The organism is Rhizobium metallidurans (assembly GCF_014196505.1).
GTDB classification, from domain to species: Bacteria; Pseudomonadota; Alphaproteobacteria; order Rhizobiales; family Rhizobiaceae; genus Rhizobium; species Rhizobium metallidurans.
Window position 1 is genome coordinate 73,111 of sequence record NZ_JACIDW010000018.1, and the last position, 21,014, is coordinate 94,124.

18 protein-coding genes are annotated in these 21,014 nt (G+C 63.8%); 13 read left to right on the top strand and 5 right to left on the bottom strand.

Going from position 1 to position 21,014, the window contains the following annotated elements; translation table 11 throughout:
* The first annotated feature begins 6 nt into the window (after positions 1–6).
* The 3 genes from GGQ67_RS20675 to lysS all read left to right on the top strand — a co-directional run bounded on the left by GGQ67_RS20675 (position 7) and on the right by lysS (position 5,132).
* Positions 7–1,776, top strand: a complete 1,770-nt coding sequence (locus GGQ67_RS20675) for an SLC13 family permease (RefSeq protein ID WP_183902016.1) — start codon at positions 7–9, stop codon at positions 1,774–1,776.
* 231 nt (positions 1,777–2,007) lie between these two features.
* Positions 2,008–3,462: a glutamate--tRNA ligase gene (gltX, locus tag GGQ67_RS20680; protein ID WP_183902017.1), complete on the top strand. Its 1,455-nt coding sequence runs from the start codon at positions 2,008–2,010 to the stop codon at positions 3,460–3,462.
* Between the two features lie 173 nt (positions 3,463–3,635).
* The gene (gene lysS, locus GGQ67_RS20685) at positions 3,636–5,132 is read left to right on the top strand and encodes a lysine--tRNA ligase (protein ID WP_183902018.1); all 1,497 of its coding nucleotides are present in this window, start codon (positions 3,636–3,638) and stop codon (positions 5,130–5,132) included.
* 99 nt (positions 5,133–5,231) lie between these two features.
* Here the strand turns inward: lysS and GGQ67_RS20690 are convergent, their stop codons facing one another.
* Entirely contained in the window at positions 5,232–5,969 is a 738-nt protein-coding gene (locus GGQ67_RS20690) for a hypothetical protein (protein WP_183902019.1), read from the bottom strand.
* A 179-nt stretch (positions 5,970–6,148) separates the two neighbouring features.
* Here GGQ67_RS20690 and GGQ67_RS20695 point away from each other — a divergent pair, with 179 nt between their 5' ends.
* From GGQ67_RS20695 to GGQ67_RS20725, 7 genes are all read left to right on the top strand, one after another.
* On the top strand, positions 6,149–7,057 hold the full coding sequence (locus tag GGQ67_RS20695) for a LysR family transcriptional regulator (RefSeq protein WP_183902020.1): 909 nt from the start codon (positions 6,149–6,151) through the stop codon (positions 7,055–7,057).
* A gap of 136 nt (positions 7,058–7,193) precedes the next feature.
* Positions 7,194–8,351 (top strand): ABC transporter substrate-binding protein, encoded by a 1,158-nt coding sequence (locus tag GGQ67_RS20700; protein WP_183902021.1) that lies wholly within the window; start codon positions 7,194–7,196, stop codon positions 8,349–8,351.
* Positions 8,352–8,555: 204 nt separating this feature from the next.
* Complete coding sequence (locus GGQ67_RS20705; protein ID WP_183902022.1) at positions 8,556–9,542, top strand: ABC transporter ATP-binding protein; 987 nt, start codon at positions 8,556–8,558, stop codon at positions 9,540–9,542.
* Positions 9,539–10,507: an ABC transporter permease gene (locus tag GGQ67_RS20710; protein ID WP_183902023.1), complete on the top strand. Its 969-nt coding sequence runs from the start codon at positions 9,539–9,541 to the stop codon at positions 10,505–10,507. The genes GGQ67_RS20705 and GGQ67_RS20710 overlap by 4 nt, the downstream gene beginning before the upstream one ends.
* The gene (locus GGQ67_RS20715) at positions 10,497–11,312 is read left to right on the top strand and encodes an ABC transporter permease (RefSeq protein ID WP_183902024.1); all 816 of its coding nucleotides are present in this window, start codon (positions 10,497–10,499) and stop codon (positions 11,310–11,312) included. Before GGQ67_RS20710 ends, GGQ67_RS20715 begins: the two co-directional genes overlap by 11 nt.
* 52 nt (positions 11,313–11,364) lie before the next feature.
* Positions 11,365–12,792: a gamma-aminobutyraldehyde dehydrogenase gene (locus tag GGQ67_RS20720; RefSeq protein ID WP_183902025.1), complete on the top strand. Its 1,428-nt coding sequence runs from the start codon at positions 11,365–11,367 to the stop codon at positions 12,790–12,792.
* Positions 12,793–12,945: 153 nt separating this feature from the next.
* The gene (locus tag GGQ67_RS20725) at positions 12,946–13,119 is read left to right on the top strand and encodes a DUF1328 domain-containing protein (RefSeq protein ID WP_183902026.1); all 174 of its coding nucleotides are present in this window, start codon (positions 12,946–12,948) and stop codon (positions 13,117–13,119) included.
* Positions 13,120–13,129: 10 nt separating this feature from the next.
* Here GGQ67_RS20725 and GGQ67_RS20730 read toward each other — a convergent pair whose 3' ends face one another.
* The 3 genes from GGQ67_RS20730 to GGQ67_RS20740 all read right to left on the bottom strand — a co-directional run bounded on the left by GGQ67_RS20730 (position 13,130) and on the right by GGQ67_RS20740 (position 15,904).
* The gene (locus GGQ67_RS20730; protein ID WP_246400253.1) at positions 13,130–14,338 is read right to left on the bottom strand and encodes an adenylate/guanylate cyclase domain-containing protein; all 1,209 of its coding nucleotides are present in this window, start codon (positions 14,336–14,338) and stop codon (positions 13,130–13,132) included.
* A 79-nt stretch (positions 14,339–14,417) separates the two neighbouring features.
* Positions 14,418–15,107, bottom strand: coding sequence for a DUF1345 domain-containing protein (locus tag GGQ67_RS20735; protein ID WP_183902027.1), 690 nt, complete (start codon positions 15,105–15,107; stop codon positions 14,418–14,420).
* A 65-nt stretch (positions 15,108–15,172) separates the two neighbouring features.
* Positions 15,173–15,904 carry an SDR family oxidoreductase gene (locus GGQ67_RS20740; protein WP_183902028.1) on the bottom strand — a complete coding sequence of 244 codons (732 nt, stop codon included), beginning with the start codon at positions 15,902–15,904 and terminating at the stop codon, positions 15,173–15,175.
* A gap of 188 nt (positions 15,905–16,092) precedes the next feature.
* Here GGQ67_RS20740 and GGQ67_RS20745 point away from each other — a divergent pair, with 188 nt between their 5' ends.
* Positions 16,093–16,932 (top strand): amidohydrolase family protein, encoded by an 840-nt coding sequence (locus GGQ67_RS20745; protein ID WP_183902029.1) that lies wholly within the window; start codon positions 16,093–16,095, stop codon positions 16,930–16,932.
* Between the two features lie 327 nt (positions 16,933–17,259).
* Here GGQ67_RS20745 and tal read toward each other — a convergent pair whose 3' ends face one another.
* On the bottom strand, positions 17,260–18,225 hold the full coding sequence (gene tal / locus GGQ67_RS20750) for a transaldolase (protein WP_183902030.1): 966 nt from the start codon (positions 18,223–18,225) through the stop codon (positions 17,260–17,262).
* Positions 18,226–18,646: 421 nt separating this feature from the next.
* On the opposite strand from tal, the gene GGQ67_RS20755 reads away from it, so the two are divergent.
* Positions 18,647–19,630, top strand: a complete 984-nt coding sequence (locus GGQ67_RS20755) for a sugar-binding domain-containing protein (protein WP_183902031.1) — start codon at positions 18,647–18,649, stop codon at positions 19,628–19,630.
* A 211-nt stretch (positions 19,631–19,841) separates the two neighbouring features.
* Positions 19,842–20,759 carry a polyphosphate kinase 2 gene (gene ppk2 / locus GGQ67_RS20760; protein ID WP_183902032.1) on the top strand — a complete coding sequence of 306 codons (918 nt, stop codon included), beginning with the start codon at positions 19,842–19,844 and terminating at the stop codon, positions 20,757–20,759.
* The last annotated feature ends 255 nt before the right edge of the window (positions 20,760–21,014 follow it).

Genomic DNA, 21,014 nt, shown 5'->3' on the forward strand with positions numbered 1-21,014 from the left:
AAACGCATGACAACACAGCAGATTCTCGCCTTCGGCGTCATTGGCCTGATGATGGCGGTCTTCATCTGGGACCGTTTTCGCTACGATCTCGTCGCGTGCTGCGCGCTGGTGCTGGCGATCGCCGTCGGTCTCGTGCCCTTCGACAAGGCCTTCTCCGGCTTCAGCGACGACATCGTCATCATCGTCGGCAGCGCGCTCGTCGTCAGCGCCGGCGTCGCCCGCTCCGGCATCGTCGATACCGCGATCAAGCGTTTCTTTCCCAATCTCGACACGCTGCACACGCAGCTCGCGCTGCTGCTCGTCGTCGTCGCCGTGCTCTCCGCCTTCATCAAGAACATCGGCGCGCTGGCGATCATGATCCCGGTCGCCTTCCAGTTCGCCCGCAAGAGCGGCAAGTCGCCCTCGCTCTATCTGATGCCGATGAGCTTCGCCGCCCTTCTCGGCGGCCTGATGACGCAGATCGGCACCTCGCCCAACATCGTCGTCTCGCGCCTGCGCGGCGAGATAACAGGCACGCCCTTCACCATGTTCGACTTCACCCCCGTCGGCGCCACGCTGGCGCTGGTGGGCGTCGTCTTCCTGATCTTCTTCCACTGGCTGGTCCCTGAAAGAAAGAACGAAAACCCGTCGCTGGAAGAGGCGCTCGACGCCAAGGCCTATTTCTCCGAAGCCACGGTGGCCGAGGAATCGACCGTCGAGGGCAAGCCGCTCAGCGACCTCCTGAAACTCGGCGACGGCGACGCCGTGGCGACCGCGATCCTGCGCGGCCACACCCGCCTCTCGCCCTTTCCCGACGTGCAGCTGAGAAGCGGCGACACGCTGCTGCTCGAGGGCAGTCCCGACGCGCTCGATCGCGTCGTCTCCAACGCCAAGCTGAAACTCTCGGGCAAGCCGATCGCCGACCCCGCCGAGCGCAACGACCTGATCTCGATCGAGGCGATCGTCGCGTCGGAATCGCAGCTGGTCGGCTGGTCGGCGCGGCAGCTGTCGCTGTCCAACCGCCGCAGCGTCAATCTTCTCGCCGTCTCCCGCAAGGGCCATCGACTGAACGAGCGCCTGAGCGAAGTCAGGCTTCGCGCCGGCGACGTGCTGGTGCTGCAGGGCAACCGCCGCAACCTCCCCGCCTTCCTGCAGGAATTCGCCTGCCTGCCGCTTGCCCAGCGCGACATTATGCTCGGCACCTCGCGCCGCGCCTATCTTCCGCTGCTGATCCTGCTCGCCGCCATGGCCGCCACCGCGACCGGCGCGGTGCCAGTCGCCGTCTCCTTCTTCTGCGCGGCGCTCGCCATGGTCGTCTTCCGCGTCATCCCGCTGGTCGATGTCTACAAGGCGCTCGATGCTCCGATCCTGATCATGCTCGCGACGCTGATCCCGGTTTCCGACACGCTGAGGACGACGGGAGGCAGTGAGCTGATCGCCGGCTGGCTCGGCACGCTCGCCGCCCAGATGCCGCATTACGGCGCGCTGGCGTTGATCCTGATCACCGCCATGGCCGTGACGCCCTTCCTCAACAACGCCGCCACCGTGCTCGTCATGGCCCCGATTGCCGCGAGCTTCGCCGAAACGCTCGGCTACAGACCCGACGCCTTCCTGATGGCGGTGGCGATCGGCGCCGGTTGCGATTTCCTGACCCCGATCGGACACCAGTGCAACACGCTGGTCTTCGGCCCCGGCGGTTATCGCTTCAGCGACTACCCCCGGCTCGGCCTGCCGCTTTCCTTCCTGATCATCCTCGTCAGCGTGCCGCTGCTGCTCTGGGTGTGGCCGGTCACCTGAGACGTGACCCGATGCGCGTGCCGAACCGGCGCAACCGACGGCGCGGGCGGCATTTTCCTTGACGTGTGCAGCCGAATATGGCCTTAAAGCCAGCCAAACGGACAATTGGCCGGGCAAGCGGGCGAAACGCCCTTTTCCGGTCGGTTTCCTGATCCAGTTATCTGCATTCTCAAGGCCGAGCGTCGCTTTCCCTCAGAAAGCCGTCCGGCATTTATTTGACGGGCACATAAAATGACAGCTTCCGGCGTCCGCGTCCGCATTGCTCCCTCGCCGACGGGCGAGCCGCATGTCGGCACCGCATACATCGCACTCTTCAACTATCTCTTCGCCAAGAAGCACGGCGGCGAGTTCATCCTGCGTATCGAAGACACCGATGCCACCCGCTCGACGCCCGAATTCGAGACCAAGGTGCTCGACGCGCTGAAGTGGTGCGGCCTTGAATGGTCCGAAGGCCCCGATGTCGGCGGTCCCTACGGCCCCTACCGCCAGTCCGACCGCAAGGACATGTACCAGCCCTACGCCCAGGAACTGCTGGACAAGGGCCATGCCTTCCGCTGCTTCTGCACGCCAGAGCGCCTGACCGAGATGCGCGAGGCCCAGCGCGCCTCCGGCAAGCCGCCGAAGTACGACGGTCTCTGCCTGAAGTATTCCGCCGAGGAAGTCTCCGCCAAGCTGGCATCGGGCGAAAGCTCCGTCATCCGCATGAAGATCCCCACCGAGGGCTCCTGCGACTTCACCGACGGCGTCTACGGCGACGTCTCGATCCCGTGGGATTCGGTCGACATGCAGGTGCTCATCAAGGGCGACGGCATGCCGACCTATCACATGGCCAACGTCATCGACGACCATCTGATGAAGATCACCCACGTCGCCCGCGGCGAGGAGTGGCTGGCATCGGTGCCGAAGCACATCCTGCTCTATCGCTACTTCGAGTGGGAACAGCCTGTCTTCATGCATCTCTCGCTGATGAGAAATGCCGACAAGTCGAAGCTGTCGAAGCGCAAGAATCCGACCTCGATCAGCTATTACTCCGCGCTCGGCTATATCCCGGAAGCGCTGATGAACTTCCTCGGCCTGTTCTTCGTGCAGATCGCCGAAGGCGAGGAGCTGCTCGACATCGAGGAACTGGCCGGCAAGTTCGACCCGGAAAACCTCTCCAAGGCCGGTGCCATCTTCGACATCCAGAAGCTCGACTGGCTGAACGGCCGCTGGATCCGCGAGAAGATGTCGGAAGAAGAGTTCCAGAGCCGCGTTCTCACCTGGGCGATGGAAAACGATCGTCTCAAGGCCGGCATGGCGCTGTCGCAGTCGCGCATCTCCAAGCTCGGCGAACTGCCGGAGCTGATGGGCTTCCTCCTGAAGTCGGACCTCAACCTCGATCCGTCCGCCTTCGCCAAGATCAAGTCGCCGCCGGAAGAGATCCTCGAGATCCTGAACACCGTGCAGCCGGATCTGGAAAAGATCCTCGAATGGAACGTCGAATCCATCGAAGCCGAACTGCGCGCCATCGGCGACCGCATGGGCAAGAAGCTCAAGGTCATCGTCGCCCCGCTCTTCGTCGCCGTCTCCGGCTCGTCGCGCTCGCTGCCGCTGTTCGACTCGATGGCCATCCTCGGCCGCTCGGTCGTGCGCCAGCGCCTGAAACTGGCGGCGCAGGCCGTGGCCTCGCTGGTGGGACCGAAGTAATTCGCGGAGAAGCCCCTCCCCCTTGTGGGGAGGGGTTGGGGAGGGGTCTTCGCCAGGAAAACCCCTCCCCTCCGCTTCGCTCCGACCCTCCCCACAAGGGGGAGGGTTAAGCCGAGCCCGGCGCAGGCCACCTGAACCGACAAGATTCCATGCCCATCGATGAGGCAAATGACATGACCGACAAGACCGAAACCGCCACCCTCTCCTCCGACGCGACTGAGGTCCGCGCCCAGAAGCTGAAGCTGCTGCGCGAAAAGATCGGCGACGTCTATCCGGCGCATTTCCACCGCACCATCACCAATGCCGAGCTGGCCGAGAAGTACAAGGATCTGGAATCCGACATCGAGACGACGGATGTCGTCACCGTCGCCGGCCGCGTCTATTCCTCGCGCAACTCCGGCATGTTCATGGATATCCATGACGCCGGCGGCAAGATCCAGATCTTCAGCCACAAGGACGTGACGCCCGAGGCCGCCCGCGAGATGCTCTCCATGATCGACATCGGCGACATCATCGGCGTGACCGGCACCGTGCGCCGCACCAAGCGCGGCGAGCTGTCGATCAACGCGCAAGAGATCACCATGCTCACCAAGTCGCTCCTCCCCATGCCGGAGAAGTGGAACGGCATCGCCGATATCGAGATCCGCTATCGCAAGCGCCACCTCGACATCATGAGCAACGACGAATCCAAGCTCCGCTTCCAGCAGCGCTCGAAGATCCTCTCCGGCATCCGCCGCTTCATGGAAGACGACGGCTTCATGGAAGTCGAGACGCCGATGCTGCACTCCGTCTACGGCGGTGCGACGGCCGATCCGTTCAAGACGCATCACAACACGCTGAAGCAGGACATGTACCTGCGCATCGCGCCCGAACTGTTTTTGAAGCGCACGCTGGTCTCGGGCCTGACGGACAAGGTCTTCGAGATCAACCGCAACTTCCGCAACGAAGGCGTCTCCACCCGGCACAATCCCGAGTTCACCATGATGGAGTGCTACTGGGCCTATGCCGATTACGAGGACATCATGGACCTCGTCGAGCGCCTGTTCGAAAAGCTGGCGCTACAGGTTCACGGCACGACGGAATTCCCCTTCGGCGACAAGGAGATCTCCTTCAAGGGCCCGTTCAAGCGCGTCCCCATGCCCGACGCCGTCAAGGAAGCGACCGGCATCGATTTCCTCGCCATGAAGACCGACGAGGAGGCCCGCGCCGCCGCCAAGGCCGCCGGCTTCGAGGTCGAGAAGGACTGGACCTGGGGCGAATGCCTCGCCTTCATCTTCGAGGAGAAGGTCGAGGGCACGCTGATCCAGCCGAGCCACGTCACCCACTTCCCGAAGGACATCTCGCCCTTCGCCAAGGAAGTGCCGGGCGAGCCGCGCCTCGTCGAGCGTTTCGAGACATATTGCAACGCCTGGGAACTGGGCAACGCCTTCTCCGAACTCAACGATCCGGAAGAGCAGCGCCGCCGCATGGTCGAGCAGCTCGAGCAGGCGCATGCCCGCGGCGAAAAGGACAAGCAGCTGGACGACGAATTCCTCGACGCGATCGACCAGGGCATGCCGCCCGCAGGTGGCCTCGGCATCGGCGTCGACCGCCTCACCATGCTGCTCACCAACGCGCCCTCGATCCGCGACGTCATCCTCTTCCCGGCCCGCAAGGCCAAGGCCGACTAAGCCGGCTCACCGACATGCGAAAGGCGGCGGCCCGAAAGGGCACGCCGCCTTTTTTGTTCGTGCTGAAGCGATGAGTTACTGTCCGCCCTCGAGGAACGATCACTCGCCTTTCGAAGCAGCCGGGGCCGCGGCACTCTCGACCGGCGCTTCACTGGCTTCGCCGGCCGGCTTGGCGGCCTCGCCCTTCGCCCCTGCCTCGCCCTTAGCCCCTGTCTCGCCCTTGGCAGCGGGCTTGCCCTCTCCGCCCGTGGTCGCCGCGACCGCGATGGGATCGACACAGTCCGAAAAATCCTTGAAGGCGGCGTTGAGCGTGCTGATCTCGTCCTCGGGCAGGTCGACGCGTTCGCCGAAGAACAGGCCGTTGGCCGCCGCCGTTCCATCGTAATAGCGCGCCGTGTAGGTCTTGGCGCCGACGATGCTTTCGACGACCGGATCGGGACGTGGGATATAGACGACGTCGGCGCCGATGGCGCGACCGCGAATATCGGAGCGCAGCGTCGGGCCGTTGTTGTCGAGAACCACGACCTGCACCAGGTCCGGTTTCTGCGCCTCGTAGATGGCCTTGGCTACACGGAGCGCCGTCTTGACGCGGGTCATGCCGTCGGTCGGGTCGGTCTTGATGTACTTGCGGACCCAGACCCGCTTCTGCTTCTTGATGGTGACAAGATTGACGTCGGTGCAAGCGGCGCCGTTCACGGTCTCCGCGGGAGGACCGAGCAGGGTGTCCTTGCCGATATACAGCGCTGCGCCGCCGGAAGTGCCCCCGAGAAAGGCAATTCCGCCGATGATCAGCACCAATTTCCGGGAAGGCCGGAAGATGCGCAGTAAGGCCTTCACGCCAACTGCTCCGCCATCAAGTCGCTCCAACGCAATAAACTGGTCTCGACGCTAGAGAAATGACGTTTCGGAATACTTAAATGCGGGCAAGAAGTTTGTGCCAGTCAGGGACTTAACCCAAAAAAGGTCCTGTATGGTGCACGCTTGCAATGGCGCCGGACGGCATGCTCTAAAGTGCCATGGCCTTCACGCTTCGCCAGATCCAGTATTTCATCGCAGTGGCCGAGCAGGGCTCGATCACGCGGGCCGCGCAGAACCTGTCGATCTCGCAATCCTCGGTTACCGAAGCGCTGAAGGAACTGGAGACCGACCTCGGCGTCGAGCTCTTCGATCGCCACCCGCGCGGGCTGACGATCACCCATAACGGCCACCAGTTCCTGCGCCATGCCACCAAGATCCTGGCGAGCGTCTCCGACGCCCGCGCCAGCTTTTCCGAAAACAGCAGCACGCCCTCGGGCACGCTCAACATCGGCGTCACCTCGCTGGTCGCCGGCTACGTGCTCTCCGACCTGCTCGCCCGCTACCGCCGCGCCTGCCCCGGCGTCGAGGTCTCCGCCATCGAGGACAATGGCGGCTATCTCGAGCATCTGCTTGTCGGCGGCGAGCTCGATGTCGCCGTGATGGTCATCTCCAACCTGCGCGACCGCATGGCGCTGCAGGCCGAGATCCTGGAAACCTCGCCCTACCGCCTGTGGCTGCCCATGGGCCACCCGCTGGTCTCGGCCGATATCATCTCCGTCGCCGATATCGCCCGCGAACCGCTGATCATGCTGACCGTCGACGAGATCGAGGAAAACACCGGCAAGCTGCTGTCGGCGCTCGGCGCCCGACCGCACGTCGCCTTTCGTACCCGCTCCGTCGAGGCCGTGCGCAGCCTGGTCGCGACCGGTGCCGGCGTGGCGCTGCTGCCCGATCTCGTCTACCGCCCCTGGTCGCTGGAAGGCGACCGCATCGAAAGCCGCGACGTCTCCGGCTCGCTGCCGGTCGTGCAGGTCGGCATGGTCTGGCGCAAGGGCTCCAGCCTGCCGCAGGCCGCGCGCGACTTCGTCAGCATCGCCGAGGCCATGCGCTCCGGACGGGCGCGCTAGCCTGCCCGAAGACCCGCTATCGGAAATTCCGATAGCGCCTTTCTGATAAATGAATTTGCGAAAGCGGCTTTTTCGCGTCACCTTTTCCGGTGGGAACAAAACGCCACGAAGTGGCACCAAAACCGGGAGACATCAGATGAAATATCTTCTGAAATCGTGCACGGCTGCGCTTGCGACCCTGAGCTTCGTGACCCAGGTCGTGGCGGCCGAGCCGCTGAAGGAATTGGGCAAGGGCGAAGGCGCCGTCAGCATCGTCGCCTGGGCCGGCTATATCGAGCGCGGCGAGAGCGACAAGAATTACGACTGGGTCACCGGCTTCGAAAAGGAAACCGGCTGCAAGGTCTCCGTCAAGACCGCCGCCACCTCCGACGAAATGGTGTCGCTGATGAACGAGGGCGGCTTCGACCTCGTCACCGCCTCCGGCGACGCCTCGCTGCGCCTGATCGCCGGCAAGCGCGTCCAGCCGATCAACACCGATCTCATCCCGAGCTTCAAGAACGTCGACCCGCGCCTGCAGAACGCGCCCTGGTACACGGTATCAGGCGTCCGTTATGGTGTTCCCTATCTCTGGGGACCGAACGTCCTGATGTACAACACCGATGCCTTCAAGGGCGAGGCGCCGAAGAGCTGGAAGGTGGTGTTCGAGGAAGAGACGCTTCCCGACGGCAAGTCCAACAAGGGCCGCGTCCAGGCCTATGACGGCCCGATCTACATCGCCGACGCCGCGCTCTATCTCATGAGCCAGAAGCCGGAGCTCAACATCAAGAGCCCCTACGAGCTCAACGAGGAACAGTACAAGGCGGCCCTCGACCTGCTGCGCGGCCAGCGCAAGCTGGTCTCGCGCTACTGGCACGACGCGATGATCCAGATCGACGACTTCAAGAACGAAGGCGTCGTCGCCTCCGGTTCCTGGCCCTTCCAGGTCAACCTGATGCAGGCGGACAAGCAGAAGATCGCCTCCACCTTCCCCAAGGAGGGCGTGACCGGCTGGGCCGATACGACCATGCTGCACACCGAAAGCAAGAACCCGAATTGCGCCTACATGTGGATGGAGCATTCGCTGAAGGCCAAGACCCAGGGCGACGCCGCCGCCTGGTTCGGCGCCGTCCCCTCGGTTCCATCAGCCTGCAAGGGCAACGCCCTGATGACCGACACCGGTTGCGCCACCAACGGCTACGATAATTTTGACAAGATCAAGTTCTGGCGCACCCCGACGGCCAAGTGCGAACAGGGCGAATGCGTGCCCTATCACCGCTGGGTGTCGGACTATATCGGCGTGATCGGCGGGCGGTAGGCGTCGGCCTCGGCGTCAGCGGCAAGTCCCCTCCCCAACCCCTCCCCACAAGGGGGAGGGGCTAGGCAGCGTCCCACTGTTCCTCGACCTCGAAGACATCTGAGAGGGTGCAACACGTTAAGCCCCTCCCCCTTGTGGGGAGGGGTTTGGGGCGGGGTCTTCATTCCCGCACCACCCAAAGCATATTAGATCGGAGCCCCCAAAATGACACCCGCCGTCCGTTTCCAGAAGGTCTCCCGCCATTTCGGAGCCGTTCGCGCCGTCGATGGCGTCGATCTCGAGATCGCGCCCGGCGAGTTTTTCGCCATGCTGGGGCCGTCGGGATCGGGCAAGACCACCTGCCTGCGCCTGATCGCCGGCTTCGAGCAGCCGACGGCGGGGCATATCGAGATTTTCGGCGAGACCGCCGAGGGCGTGCCGCCCTACAGGCGGAACGTCAACACCGTCTTCCAGGACTACGCACTCTTCCCGCACCTGAATATTCTCGACAACGTCGCCTACGGGCTGATGGTCAAGGGCATCGGCAAGGCGGAGCGCGCCAGAGCCGCGGAACAGGCGCTGGAGCTGGTCAAACTCCCCGGCTACGGCGCCCGCAAGCCCGGCCAGCTTTCCGGCGGCCAGAGGCAGCGCGTGGCGCTTGCCCGCGCGCTGGTCAACAAGCCCCGCGTGCTGCTGCTCGACGAACCGCTGGGCGCGCTGGACCTGAAGCTGCGCGAGCAGATGCAGGAGGAGCTGAAGGGCCTGCAGCGCGCGCTCGGCATCACCTTCGTCTTCGTCACCCACGACCAGGGCGAGGCGCTCTCCATGGCCGACCGCGTCGCCGTCTTCAATGATGGCGGCATCGTCCAGGAGGGCACGCCGCAGGATATCTATATCAGGCCGAAGACCCGCTTCGTCGCCGATTTCGTCGGCTCCTCCAATGTGATCTCCCCCGACATGATGACCGCGCTCGGCGGCGAGAAGCGTTGGGCGAGCCTGCGCCCCGAAGCGATCCGCCTCACCGGCGACGGCGTCGAATCCCGGGTCGAGAACGCCAGCTTCCTCGGCGCCGCCACCCGCCTCACGGTCGCCGCCAGAGGCGCCCGCCTGCATGTCATGCTGCCATCCGGCGCAGCCGTGCCCGAGGTCGGCGCCGATGTGCGCCTGTCGTGGCAGCCCGTCGACGTGCACTACATGGACGATGCCGCATGACCGCCATCGCGCTCACGCCGGAGGAAACGGCGACCTCTATCCTGCCCGGTCGCGGCGGCTTCTTCGGCCGGATGTCGGATACGTTCTGGCGGCGGCCGAAGCTGCTGCTCTTCCTGATGCTGACGCCGCCGCTGCTCTGGCTCGGCATCATCTATATCGGCTCGCTGATCGCGCTTCTGCTGCAGAGCTTCTTTTCGATCGACGATTTTTCCGGCCTGGTAAACTACGAGTTCACGCTGGCGACCTATGCGCAGCTGCTGTCCCCTACGAATTTCGACATCATCGCCAGGACGGTGGTGATGGCGGCGCTGGTGACGTTGGCCTCCGCCATTGTCGCCTTCCCGATCGCCTATTACGCCGCCCGTTACGCCAGGGGTAAATGGAAGGCGCTGTTCTATCTCGGCGTCATGCTGCCGCTCTGGTCGAGCTATCTCGTCAAGATCTATGCCTGGAAGCTGATCCTCGCCAAGGAGGGTATTCTCACCTGGATCTTCGCCAAGCTGCATCTCGCCTGGCTGCTCGACGGCGTGCTCTCCCTGCCCGTTGTCGGCGGCAACTCGCTGTCGGTAAGTTATATCGGCACCTTCCTCGTCTTCGTCTATGTCTGGCTGCCCTACATGATCCTGCCGACGCAGGCAGCACTCGAGCGCGTCCAGGGCAACCTGATCGAGGCCTCGTCGGATCTCGGCGCCACGCCGGGCCAGACCTTCCGCGCGGTGCTCTTGCCGCTGGCGCTGCCCGGCATCGTCGCCGGCTCGATCTTCACCTTCTCGCTGACGCTCGGCGATTACATCATCCCGCAGATCATCGGTTCCTCGCGCCTCTTCATCGGCCAGGCTGTCTATGCGCAGCAGGGAACGGCCGGCAATGTGCCGCTCGCCGCCGCCTTCTCCGTCGTCCCCATCGTCATCATGGCCGTCTATCTGTGGCTGGCCAAGAAACAGGGAGCCTTCGATGCGCTCTGACCGTGGCCAACGCGCGCCAATGGCGCTCAAGATCGCCGCCGCCGGCGGGCTGCTCTTCCTGCACCTGCCGATCCTGTTGATCTTCGTCTACGCCTTCACGACGGAGGAGAAGAGCTACCAGTGGCCGCCGCCGGGGCTGACGCTGCAATGGTTCGGCATCGCCTGGAACCGGCCCGATGTCTGGGCCGCCCTTGGACTTTCCTTGCAGGTCGCCTTTATCGCGACATTGATCGCGCTTGTGCTCGGCACGCTCTGCGCCGCCGCCGTCAGCCAGACGAAGTTCTTCGGCCGCGAGGCGATCTCGCTCCTCGTCATCCTGCCGATCGCGCTGCCTGGTATCATCACCGGCATCGCGCTGCGCTCGGCCTTCAGCCTGTTCGACATCCCCTTCTCGGTCTGGACGATCGTGCTCGGCCACGCCACCTTCTGCGTCGTGGTGGTCTACAACAACGCCGTCGCCCGCTTCCGCCGCACCCAGGGCTCGCTGATCGAGGCGTCGATGGATCTCGGCGCCGATGGCTTCCAGACCTTCCGTCATGTCATCCTGCCGAATATCGGTACGGCGCTTCTGGCCGGCGGCATGCTCGCCTTCGCGCTCTCCTTCGACGAGGTGATCGTCACCACCTTCACCGGCGGCCAGCAATCGACGCTGCCGATCTGGATGCTGCAAGAGCTGATCCGCCCGCGCCAGCGCCCGGTCACCAACGTGGTCGCCATGGTCGTCGTGCTCGTCACCTTCCTGCCGATCCTGGCGGCCTACTACCTCACGCGCGACGGCGATCAGGTCGCCGGAGCCGGAAAATAACCGGAGCGCGGGATACCCCCATCCCGTCCCACCAACGACAAGGGAGAACATCATGGACACCGCGATGCTGATTGGATCCCGCTTCGAAGCGGGCACCGAGATCGAAGAAAACATCCTGAACCCGAAGACCGGCGAAACCGTGCTGAGCCTTGCCGAAGCCTCGGTCAGCCAGATCGACGCCGCCGTCGACGCCGCCGAAAAGGCCTTCACTTCGTGGTCGCAGACGACACCCGGCGAGCGCGCCGGCTATCTCCTGAAAATCGCCGACGCGATCGAAAAGGACGCCCAGGGCTTCGCGACGCTGGAGGCGCTGAACTGCGGCAAGCCGATCAACGCGGTGCTCAACGACGAGATCCCCGCCATCGTCGATTGCTACCGCTTCTTCGCCGGCGCGGTGCGCAACCTGCACGGCCCGGTCGCCGGTGAATATCTGCCCGGCCACACCTCGATGATCCGCCGCGACGCCATCGGCATCGTCGGCTCGATCGCGCCGTGGAACTATCCGCTGATGATGATGGCCTGGAAGCTGGCGCCGGCGATCGCGGGCGGCAACACCGTCGTCTTCAAGCCCTCCGAGCAGACGCCGCTGACGGCGCTGAAGATGGCGAAGCTCCTGTCCGACATCCTCCCCGAGGGCGTCGTCAACGTCATCCTCGGCCGTGGCGAGAGCGTCGGCAACGCGCTGATCAACCACCCGAAGATCGCGATGCTGTCGATCACGGGCGATGTCGCCACCGGCAAGAAGGTGCTGCAGGCGGCCGCCAAGACCGTCAAGCGCACGCATCTGGAGCTTGGCGGCAAGGCCCCCGTCATCGTCTTCGACGACGCCGATATCGACGCTGTCGTATCGGGCATCCGCACCTTCGGCTACTACAATGCTGGCCAGGACTGCACCGCCGCTTGCCGCATCTACGCCGACGCTAGGGTTTATGACAGGTTCGTCGCCGACCTCTCCTCGGCGGTGTCCTCGATCAAGTTCAACCTTGCCGACGACGCAGAAAACGAGATCGGCCCGCTGATCTCCAGGCGCCAGCGCGACCGGGTCGAAAGCTTCGTCGCCCGCGCCGGCGAGCACAAGCATATGGAGATCACCACCGGCGGTAAGACATCGGGCGACAAGGGCTTCTTCTACACGCCGACGGTCATTGCCGGCGCCACGCAGGAAGACGAGATCGTCCGCCGCGAGGTCTTCGGCCCGGTCGTCTCCGTCACCCGCTTCACCGATGTCGAGGATGCCGTCACCTGGGCCAACGACAGCGACTATGGCCTGGCCTCCTCCGTCTGGACCAGGGACATCAGCCGCGGCATGAAGACCGCCGCCCGCCTGCAATATGGCTGCACCTGGATCAACACCCACTTCATGCTGACCAACGAGATGCCGCATGGCGGCCTGAAGCAATCGGGCTACGGCAAGGACATGTCCGTCTACGCACTGGAAGACTACACCGCCGTCCGCCACGTGATGATCAACCACGGATAAGCGCGACAGGATTGAAAACCACAACGTCGGCGTGGGCCACCGCGCCGGCGTTCGTGTTTCCGCAGCGGATAAATCGAACCGCTATCTCGTTGGATATGGAACATTTTTCGCGCTGGCGCGTCATCTATCGGACCAACTAGAAGGAACGCTTCCATGCTGAAATGGGCTCTTATCTTTTTCGTGATTTCGCTGATCGCGGGCTTCTTCGGCTTTTCCGGAATTTCCGCGGCGACGGCGACCATCGCGCGCGTTCTCTTCGGTATCGCGCTCGTCATCTTCCTGATCTTCCTGGTGCTCGCGCTGCTCGCCGGCCAGGCAATCTTGTAGGAAACCGGTTCTATAACCCGGCCTTGACCGAGAACAGCGAGACGGGGTCGGCGACGCCCTTGAGCGATACCGGCTCCAGCGCCTCGAAATCCATCTCCGACATCTCGTCCGTGGCGGCATCATGCGTGCCGCCGCAGACGAGCACCTGCGAGGGCGCGGCGACCGATGCGATCCGTGCCGCCAGATTGACCGTGTGGCCGAAAATGTCGCCGTCGCGCGGCACCACCTGACCGGTCGCAACCCCCACCCTCACCTCCGGCAATTGATGCGCCGCGCTCGCCGCGACGAGCGCCAGCGACGCCCTCAGCGCCGCCTCGGCGTCGGGAAACAGCATCATCACCCCATCGCCCAGCGGCTTGACGATCCGCCCGCCGGCGAGATTGGCGAGACGCTGCGCCAGCGCCTCGAAGCTCGCCGCCTTCTCGGCCGCCCTGACATCGCCGATATCGCGCGTCAACGCCGTGAAGCCGGTGAGATCGGCGAAGGCCACGGCCGGCAGTGCCTGATCGCCTGCCGGCTCCACGCCCAACCCACGCAGGGCGTCCTGCAATCGCCCGACCACATTGTCGAACACCGCCTCCTCGAGCATCCGCCGTTGCAGCAGGAAGAGCATGCGAATGCCGATGCGCTGCAGCGAAAGCCGCGTGGCCGCGCCCGCCGCGAGCACCTCGCGATGGCTGAACCCGGCCGCAAGCATCGGTTCCTCGACCTCGGCGCGGAACAGATCGCGCATCGTATCCACGCAGCGCCGCATCGACTGGCCGAAGACCCTCAGTACCCTCTGCATGCCCTCGTCGGAAGCGCCGAGCCCGGTACATTCGGCGATCAGCCGGATGAACTCCTCGTCGTCCTCCCGCAGCGCCCGCCTGTGCGACATGGGCGAAAGCCCGGCGCTCGAATGCAGCGCGTTGACGCGCCCGAGATCGAGCGACGTGTCGGCAAGCGCTTCCGCGAGAGATACATCCGACATGGTGACCGGCTCGAACATCAGCTGGCTGGCGAAATCGAGCGAGACGACCTGTTGCCGGAGACCCGTGGCGAGCGTCTCCAGCGCGATGCCGGCGGCATTCAGCGCCAGCACCAGCCGCAGCCGGCTGACGTCGCTCGCCGCATATCCCCCCGGCCCGGCCTCGATGATCTCCAACCGCGCCACGGCATCCAGCTGCGCGGCATCGCAACCGGCAAGCGCCGCCAATTTCTCGCGCGACAACGACCCCATGAAGCCCCCAGACAACCCCAGGTGAAGAAAGCCTCTCTTACACCAGATTGCCAAGCGGCTCTATCGCGCGCGCCTACCTCTAAAGGAGGCTTGCGCCGACATTGATGGCCAGCGCCAGGATCGTCGTGTTGAAGAGAAACGACAGCACCGAATGCAGGAGCGTCAGCTTGCGCATGACAGTCGAGCTCGTCGCCACGTCCGCCGTCTGCGAGGCGACGCCGATGGTGAAGGAATAGTAGAGAAAGTCCCAATAGACGGGCTCGTCCAGCCCCTCGGGAAACTTCAGCCCGTCTCCCTTGACGCCGTCGCCATCATCGTCGCCGCCATAGAAGCGGTGCGCGTAATGCACGGTAAACAGCGTGTGCAGGAACACCCAGGAGATCAGGATGGTGACGACAGCCGCCAAGGCCCGGCCGAGCGCGACGCTGGGCGCCGCCTCCTTGACCTGATGCAGCTCGAGCCCGATGCCGGCAACACTGGCAAGGGCTGCCGCGATCGACAGGAACATCAGAAGCGAGTCCGAGAAATCGAGATCAGCCGAGCGCTTGCGGATCGTCGCCACGCTCGCCTTCAGCATGCGTCGCCATGTGGCGACGATGAACATCACCGCGGCCACGTTCCAACCGGCCAACAGATTGCGTGCCGTCACCTCGCGCGTCGTCAGAAGCAGGAAGACCGCGAAGCCTACGAGCACCGCAATCACGAAGATCGCATGCTTGCGCAACAACCGAAGGGGACGGCCGCTGCCGCCAAACGTAACCTCTGCCATCAAATGCTCCGCCGCTGCGAGATCACCAACGATATCAGCTTGATACCGGCAAGAGCAATATGGCCTCAGCCGGTCCAGCCGCCATCGACCACGTGGATCTGGCCTGTCGTGAACCCGGCCTCGTCGCCGGCGAGATAGGTAACGAGTGCCGCGATCTCCTCGGCGGTTGCGATGCGGCCCATCGGCTGGCGGGCGATGAAGTCGTTGAGCGCCTTGTCGTAATCGCCGGTGGCGCGCAGCCGCTCATGCAGCGAGGGGCTATCGACGGTGCCCGGGCAAATCGCATTGGCGCGGATGCCCCTGGCGACGAAGTCGCACGCGATCGACTTGGTGAGCCCGATCACGGCGGCCTTCGAGGCGCTATAGGCAAAGCGGTTCGGCACGCCCTTCACGCTGGATGCCACCGACGCCATATTGACGATCGAGCCCTTTCCCTTGTCGAGCATCCCGGGCAGGAAAGTGCGGCAGGTCGTGTACATCGCCTTGGCATTGAGGTTGAAGGAGAAGTCCCAATCCTTCTCCTCGCAGTCGAGGATCGAGCCGGCATGCACGAAGCCGGCGCAATTGAAGAGCACGTCGATCGGCCCGATCTCGGACGCGAAGGCCCGCACGGCGTTTGCGTCGAGCACGTCGAGAACAGTCGTCGTCGCGCCCGCCAGCGTCGAAAGCGACGCCTGGTTGATATCGGTGGCGTAGACATGCGCGCCGAGCGAAATGAACCGCTCCGCGCTGGCGCGTCCGATCCCCTGCCCCGCCGCCGTGACGACGACCTTCTTGCCTTCCAGACCGTGGCTCATAATTCCTCCCGTGATGCGTGGCGCTTGCGGCGCATTCATTCATATGCAAACATTATATTCATTATGTCGTCAATCACATTGTCCGACGCCGGACGCTGACACGGGTGGGAGACCCGTTTCATCAATCGAAAACTCCGGCGGGAGACGAGAGGACGACAGGAAAAGCCTGCATGAAGGGGAGGAACCGCATGCTCTTCGACACACATCTGCACGTCATCGATCGTAACCGCCTGAACTATCCCTGGCTCCCCGACGTGCCGGATCTCGACCGCGACAGCCTCTACGAGCACTATGCGCGCGATGCGCTCCGCTGCGGCATCACCAACGTGCTGCACATGGAAGTCGACGTCGCCACCGATGCGATCGAACGGGAAACGACCTTCATCAAGGAAATCGCCGCAAGACCCGAAAGCCTCGTGCGTGGCGCCATCGCCGCCTGCCGTCCGGAAGAAAAGGGCTTTCCGGCCTATCTCGAACGCTGCCTCGCCGACCCCTTCGTCAAGGGCTTCCGCCGCGTCCTGCACGTGGCGCCCGACGACACCTCCGAGCGCCCGCTGTTTCGGGAGAACGTCGCGCGGCTGGCTGATACCCGGCTAACCTTCGATCTCTGCGTCTTCCCGCACCAGTTCGAACGCATTCTCGATCTCGTCGACCTCAACCCCGATGTTCGCTTCATCCTCGACCACTGCGCCAACCCGCCGATCAAGTCAGGCATGAGCGCCGTCTGGCATCGCGGCATTACCGAATTCTCCCGCCGCCCCAACGTCACCGCCAAGATCTCCGGCGTCATCGCCTATGGCGATCTCGAAACCTGGTCCGTCGAGAGCCTGCGCCCCTATATCGAGCACACGATCGAAAGCTTCGGCTGGGATCGCGTCGTCTGGGGCAGCGACTGGCCCGTCTGCACGCTCGGCGGCGGTCTCACGCCCTGGGTGGCGGCCACGCATGCGCTGACATCGGGCTGCAGCGAAGACGAGCGCGACAAGCTGTATCAGGGGAATGCCAAGCGGATCTGGGCGGTTGAGTAGCGGAGGTTGGGAGGCGCCAATCGTCGCCCCTCGACGCCCACTTCTATCTCGACGGCGCCACCCCACTCACCCTCATTCTCGCCCTTGTGGCGGGAACCCAGCCACGGCGCGTCCGCGCCGTGAATAACCTCCTACGGTGCGCGCGGCAGAAAAGAGTCTTTTCGCCGCGCAGACGCGCGTCGGCTGGATTCCCGCCACAAGGGCGAGAATGAGGGTGAGGACGTTTCGGCTTGCAGTATCCAATTGACCACCCGCCAAGAGCAGGCCCAAAAACGAAAAGGGCGGCGCCACCGGCACCGCCCCTTCCAATCAAGCACCCGCAAAACCTTAGGCGGCTGCGAGCTGCAGTTCCTTGGTGACCATGGCGCGCAGCGTGCCGAGGTCCTTGGCGAAAGCGCGGATGCCTTCGGCGAGCTTTTCGGTCGCCATGGCGTCTTCGTTCATCATCCAGCGGAAGGTCTTCTCGTCGACGGCGATCTTGGAGATCGGCTTGGCACCCTCGGGCGACAGCTTGCGCTCCAGCTTGCCCTGGTCGTTGGAGAGTTCGTCGAGCAGGTTCGGCGCGATCGTCAGGCGGTCGCAACCGGCCAGTGCTTCGATCTCGCCGGCGCTGCGGAACGAGGCGCCCATGACGATCGTCTTGATGTCGTTGGCCTTGTAGTAGTTGTAGATCTCGCGAACGGAGATGACACCAGGATCTTCCTCAGGCGTGAATTCCTTGCCGGTCGACTTCTTGTACCAGTCGAGAATACGGCCGACGAAGGGCGAGATGAGGAACGCCTTGGCGTCGGCGCAGGCGATCGCCTGGGCCTGCGAGAAGAGGAGCGTCAGGTTGCAGTCGATGCCTTCCTTCTGCAGGATTTCGGCGGCGCGAATGCCTTCCCAGGTGGAAGCGAGCTTGATCAGGATGCGATCCTTCTCGATGCCGCGTTCCTTGTAGCCGGCGATGATGCCGTGAGCCTTTTCGACCGATGCCTTGGTGTCGAAGGAAAGGTCGGCGTCGACCTCGGTCGAGACGCGGCCGGGAACGAGCTTCGAGAGAGCGGCGCCCACGGAAACGGCGAGACGGTCGGCAACGGCGGAAGCGACCGCGTCGGAATTGCCGCCCTGCTTCTTGCCCCAGGAAACGGCTTCCTTGATCGCGTCGGCGAACATCGGCGTGCCGAGCGCCTTCAGAACGATGCTCGGGTTGGTCGTGCAATCGACCGGCTTCAGGCGGGCGACGGCTTCGATGTCACCGGTGTCGGCCACGACGGTGGTCATCTCGCGGAGTTGGTCAAGCTTGGATGTCATGATCGCGTGTCCTTTTGACTTGAGCTGCGAGCCGGAGCGCTAGCCGCCGGCGAATGAGGTGATCTACGGATTGTCCGTACTGTCCTTGAAGTCGCTGTCTGTGAAATCGCGCTCGCGCGTCCGGAATACTCCATAAACGCCGGCGAGTGCCTCGTCGTTCCCGTCTCGGGCGATATCGACGGAGCTGTCCAAGGGCAATCCGGCCCCGGCGCAAGACCGCTGCGATTTGCAATATGCCCGCACAGTGCCTCCTACAACGGACGGAACGACCAGTCATCAAGACTATCGCTATTCCCGGCCCATTATGTCAAGGACATTTGTGCATTTCAATTGACATAAGTGTCACACCGGTCATTATCGCGGCGACAAACCATGCCCTGTCCTCAGCAGGATCTAGGGCGCCTTTGCTTTTGGAGGAGATGTGGTCAAGTTAAAACGCGGGACGCACACCGCCTATTCGGAAGCCTCATCCCTCAGACTGCGCGCGGCCTGGCTCTATTATAACCAGGGATTGACGCAGAAAGATGTCGCCGAACAGCTCGGCATCAGCCGCACGACCGTCATCCGGCTGCTCGACGAGGCGATGAAGCGCAGCGAGGTGCAGATCTGGATCAACGATTCGATCGGCGATTGCGTCGAGCTGTCGGTGAAGCTGGAGCGCGCCTATGGGCTGGACGAGGCGATCGTCGTGCCGGCCCCCGTCACCGCCGATCCGAATGCGCTAGCCAAAAGCGTCGGCCTGGCGCTTGGCCAGTTCCTCTCCGAAGCAATCCCCGACAATTACACGATCGGCGTTGGCTGGGGCCGCACCATGACCGCCTCGCTGTCGAGCTTCCGGCCGCCGCGCCGCGACAACTGCAAGGTCGTCTCGCTGCTCGGCGGCATCGTCGCCGTCCATCAGACCAACCCGATCGACTATACCTGGCGGCTGGCAAGCCAGCTCGGCGCCGAATGCTACATGTTCCTGGCGCCGCTCCTGGTCGATTCCACCGAGACCAAGCGTAATCTCATCGAAAAATGCGGCCTCGACACCATCTACCGGCTCGCCGAAACGCTCGATCTCGCCATCGTCAGCTGCGGCGACATCGGCCCGCATTCGACCTCGCTGTCGGAGGGATGGATCTCCAAGGGCGAGTTGCAGGAGCTGATCGATGCCGGCTGCGTCTGCGACACCATGTTCAATTTCCTCGACAAGGACGGCAATACGGTCGATCATTCGATCAACAGCCGGGTGATGTCCGTCGATCTCGATACGCTGAAGAAGGCCAGGCACATCGTGCTCTCCTCCGGCGGCGCCCACCGGGCCGTCGCCATCGGCGCCACCATCAAGCGGATCGGCTGTAACACCCTGATCACCGACGAGAGCGCCGCCCGCGCCCTGATCGAGCTCTCCGACGCCGCCTGACCAGCCGTTCCGTCGGGCCCCGGCGCGGGGTTTCCCGCGCTCGCGCGAAGCGTCATATATCCTTCATGAGACGCTGCTTATTTGGCGCCATGAGTCGCATTGCCGCGCATGCTTTCATGATATCGTCATGCGCCCGGCGAACCGGCTCCTCGGGCGTGCGGACCGGCTCCGCAAGAGAGTGCGAAGCGAAAAATCGGAAACAGGGATCGAGATGACCACCATGAGAGGCACGCCTTCAACCGACTGGCTCGAGGCCGAACTGGCCGATACGCTGGATGAAGATTACGAGCTCGAGCTCTCCGAGCCGGCGCTGTCCGAGGAAATCCGCAAGATCTACCGCAAGGCGCATCCGCCTTCGATGCCGCGCATCGAGTATTTCCGGTCGCTGATCGCCCTTCAGTCCGAGCTGATCCGCCTGCAGGACTGGGTCACCTACCACAAGGAAAAGGTGGTCGTGATCTTCGAAGGTCGCGATTCCGCCGGCAAGGGCGGCGTCATCAAACGCATCACCCAGCGCCTCAACCCGCGCGTCGCCCGCGTCGTGGCGCTTCCCGCGCCGTCCGACCGCGAGAAGTCGCAATGGTATTTCCAGCGCTACGTGCCGCATCTGCCCGCCGGCGGCGAAATCGTGCTCTTCGACCGCTCCTGGTACAACCGCTCCGGCGTCGAGCGCGTCATGGGTTTCGCCAACGAGGAGCAGGTCGAGCAGTTCTTCAACGACGTGCCCGAATTCGAGCGCATGCTGGTGCGCTCCGGCATCCGCCTCGTCAAATACTGGTTCTCGATCACCGACGAAGAGCAGCAACTGCGCTTCCTCGTGCGCATCCACGATCCGCTGAAGCAGTGGAAGCTCTCGCCGATGGACCTGGAATCCCGCGTCCGCTGGGAAGCCTACACCAAGGCCAAGGAAGAAACCTTCGCCCGCACCAACATCCCGGAAGCCCCGTGGCACATCGTCGAGGGCAACGACAAGAAGCGCGCGCGCCTCAACTGCATCGACCATCTTCTGTCGCAGTTCCCCTACGAGGACGTGCCGCACGAGGAGATCGCCCTGCCCGAGCGCGTCTTCAACCCGGATTACGAACGCAAGGTCCTGCCGCCGGAGTTGTACGTTCCGTCGAAGTATTGATTGCGTCGGTGGGTGTGTTGTTAATTATGTAGAGAAGTTGGGCGGGTGAGGCCCCCTCATCCGCCTGCCGGCACCTTCTCCCCACTGGGGAGAAGAGATTCGGGGCGGGCCGCTTGCTCCACCTCCCCTTCTCCCCATCGGGGAGAAGGTGCCGGCAGGCGGATGAGCATCTGTGTTGAAGGTCAAGGTGGATTTGGCGTCCAGCATCGATTTTCAGCGAGAAGCGTGTTGGCGAGGACGACGAGTTTTCGCATG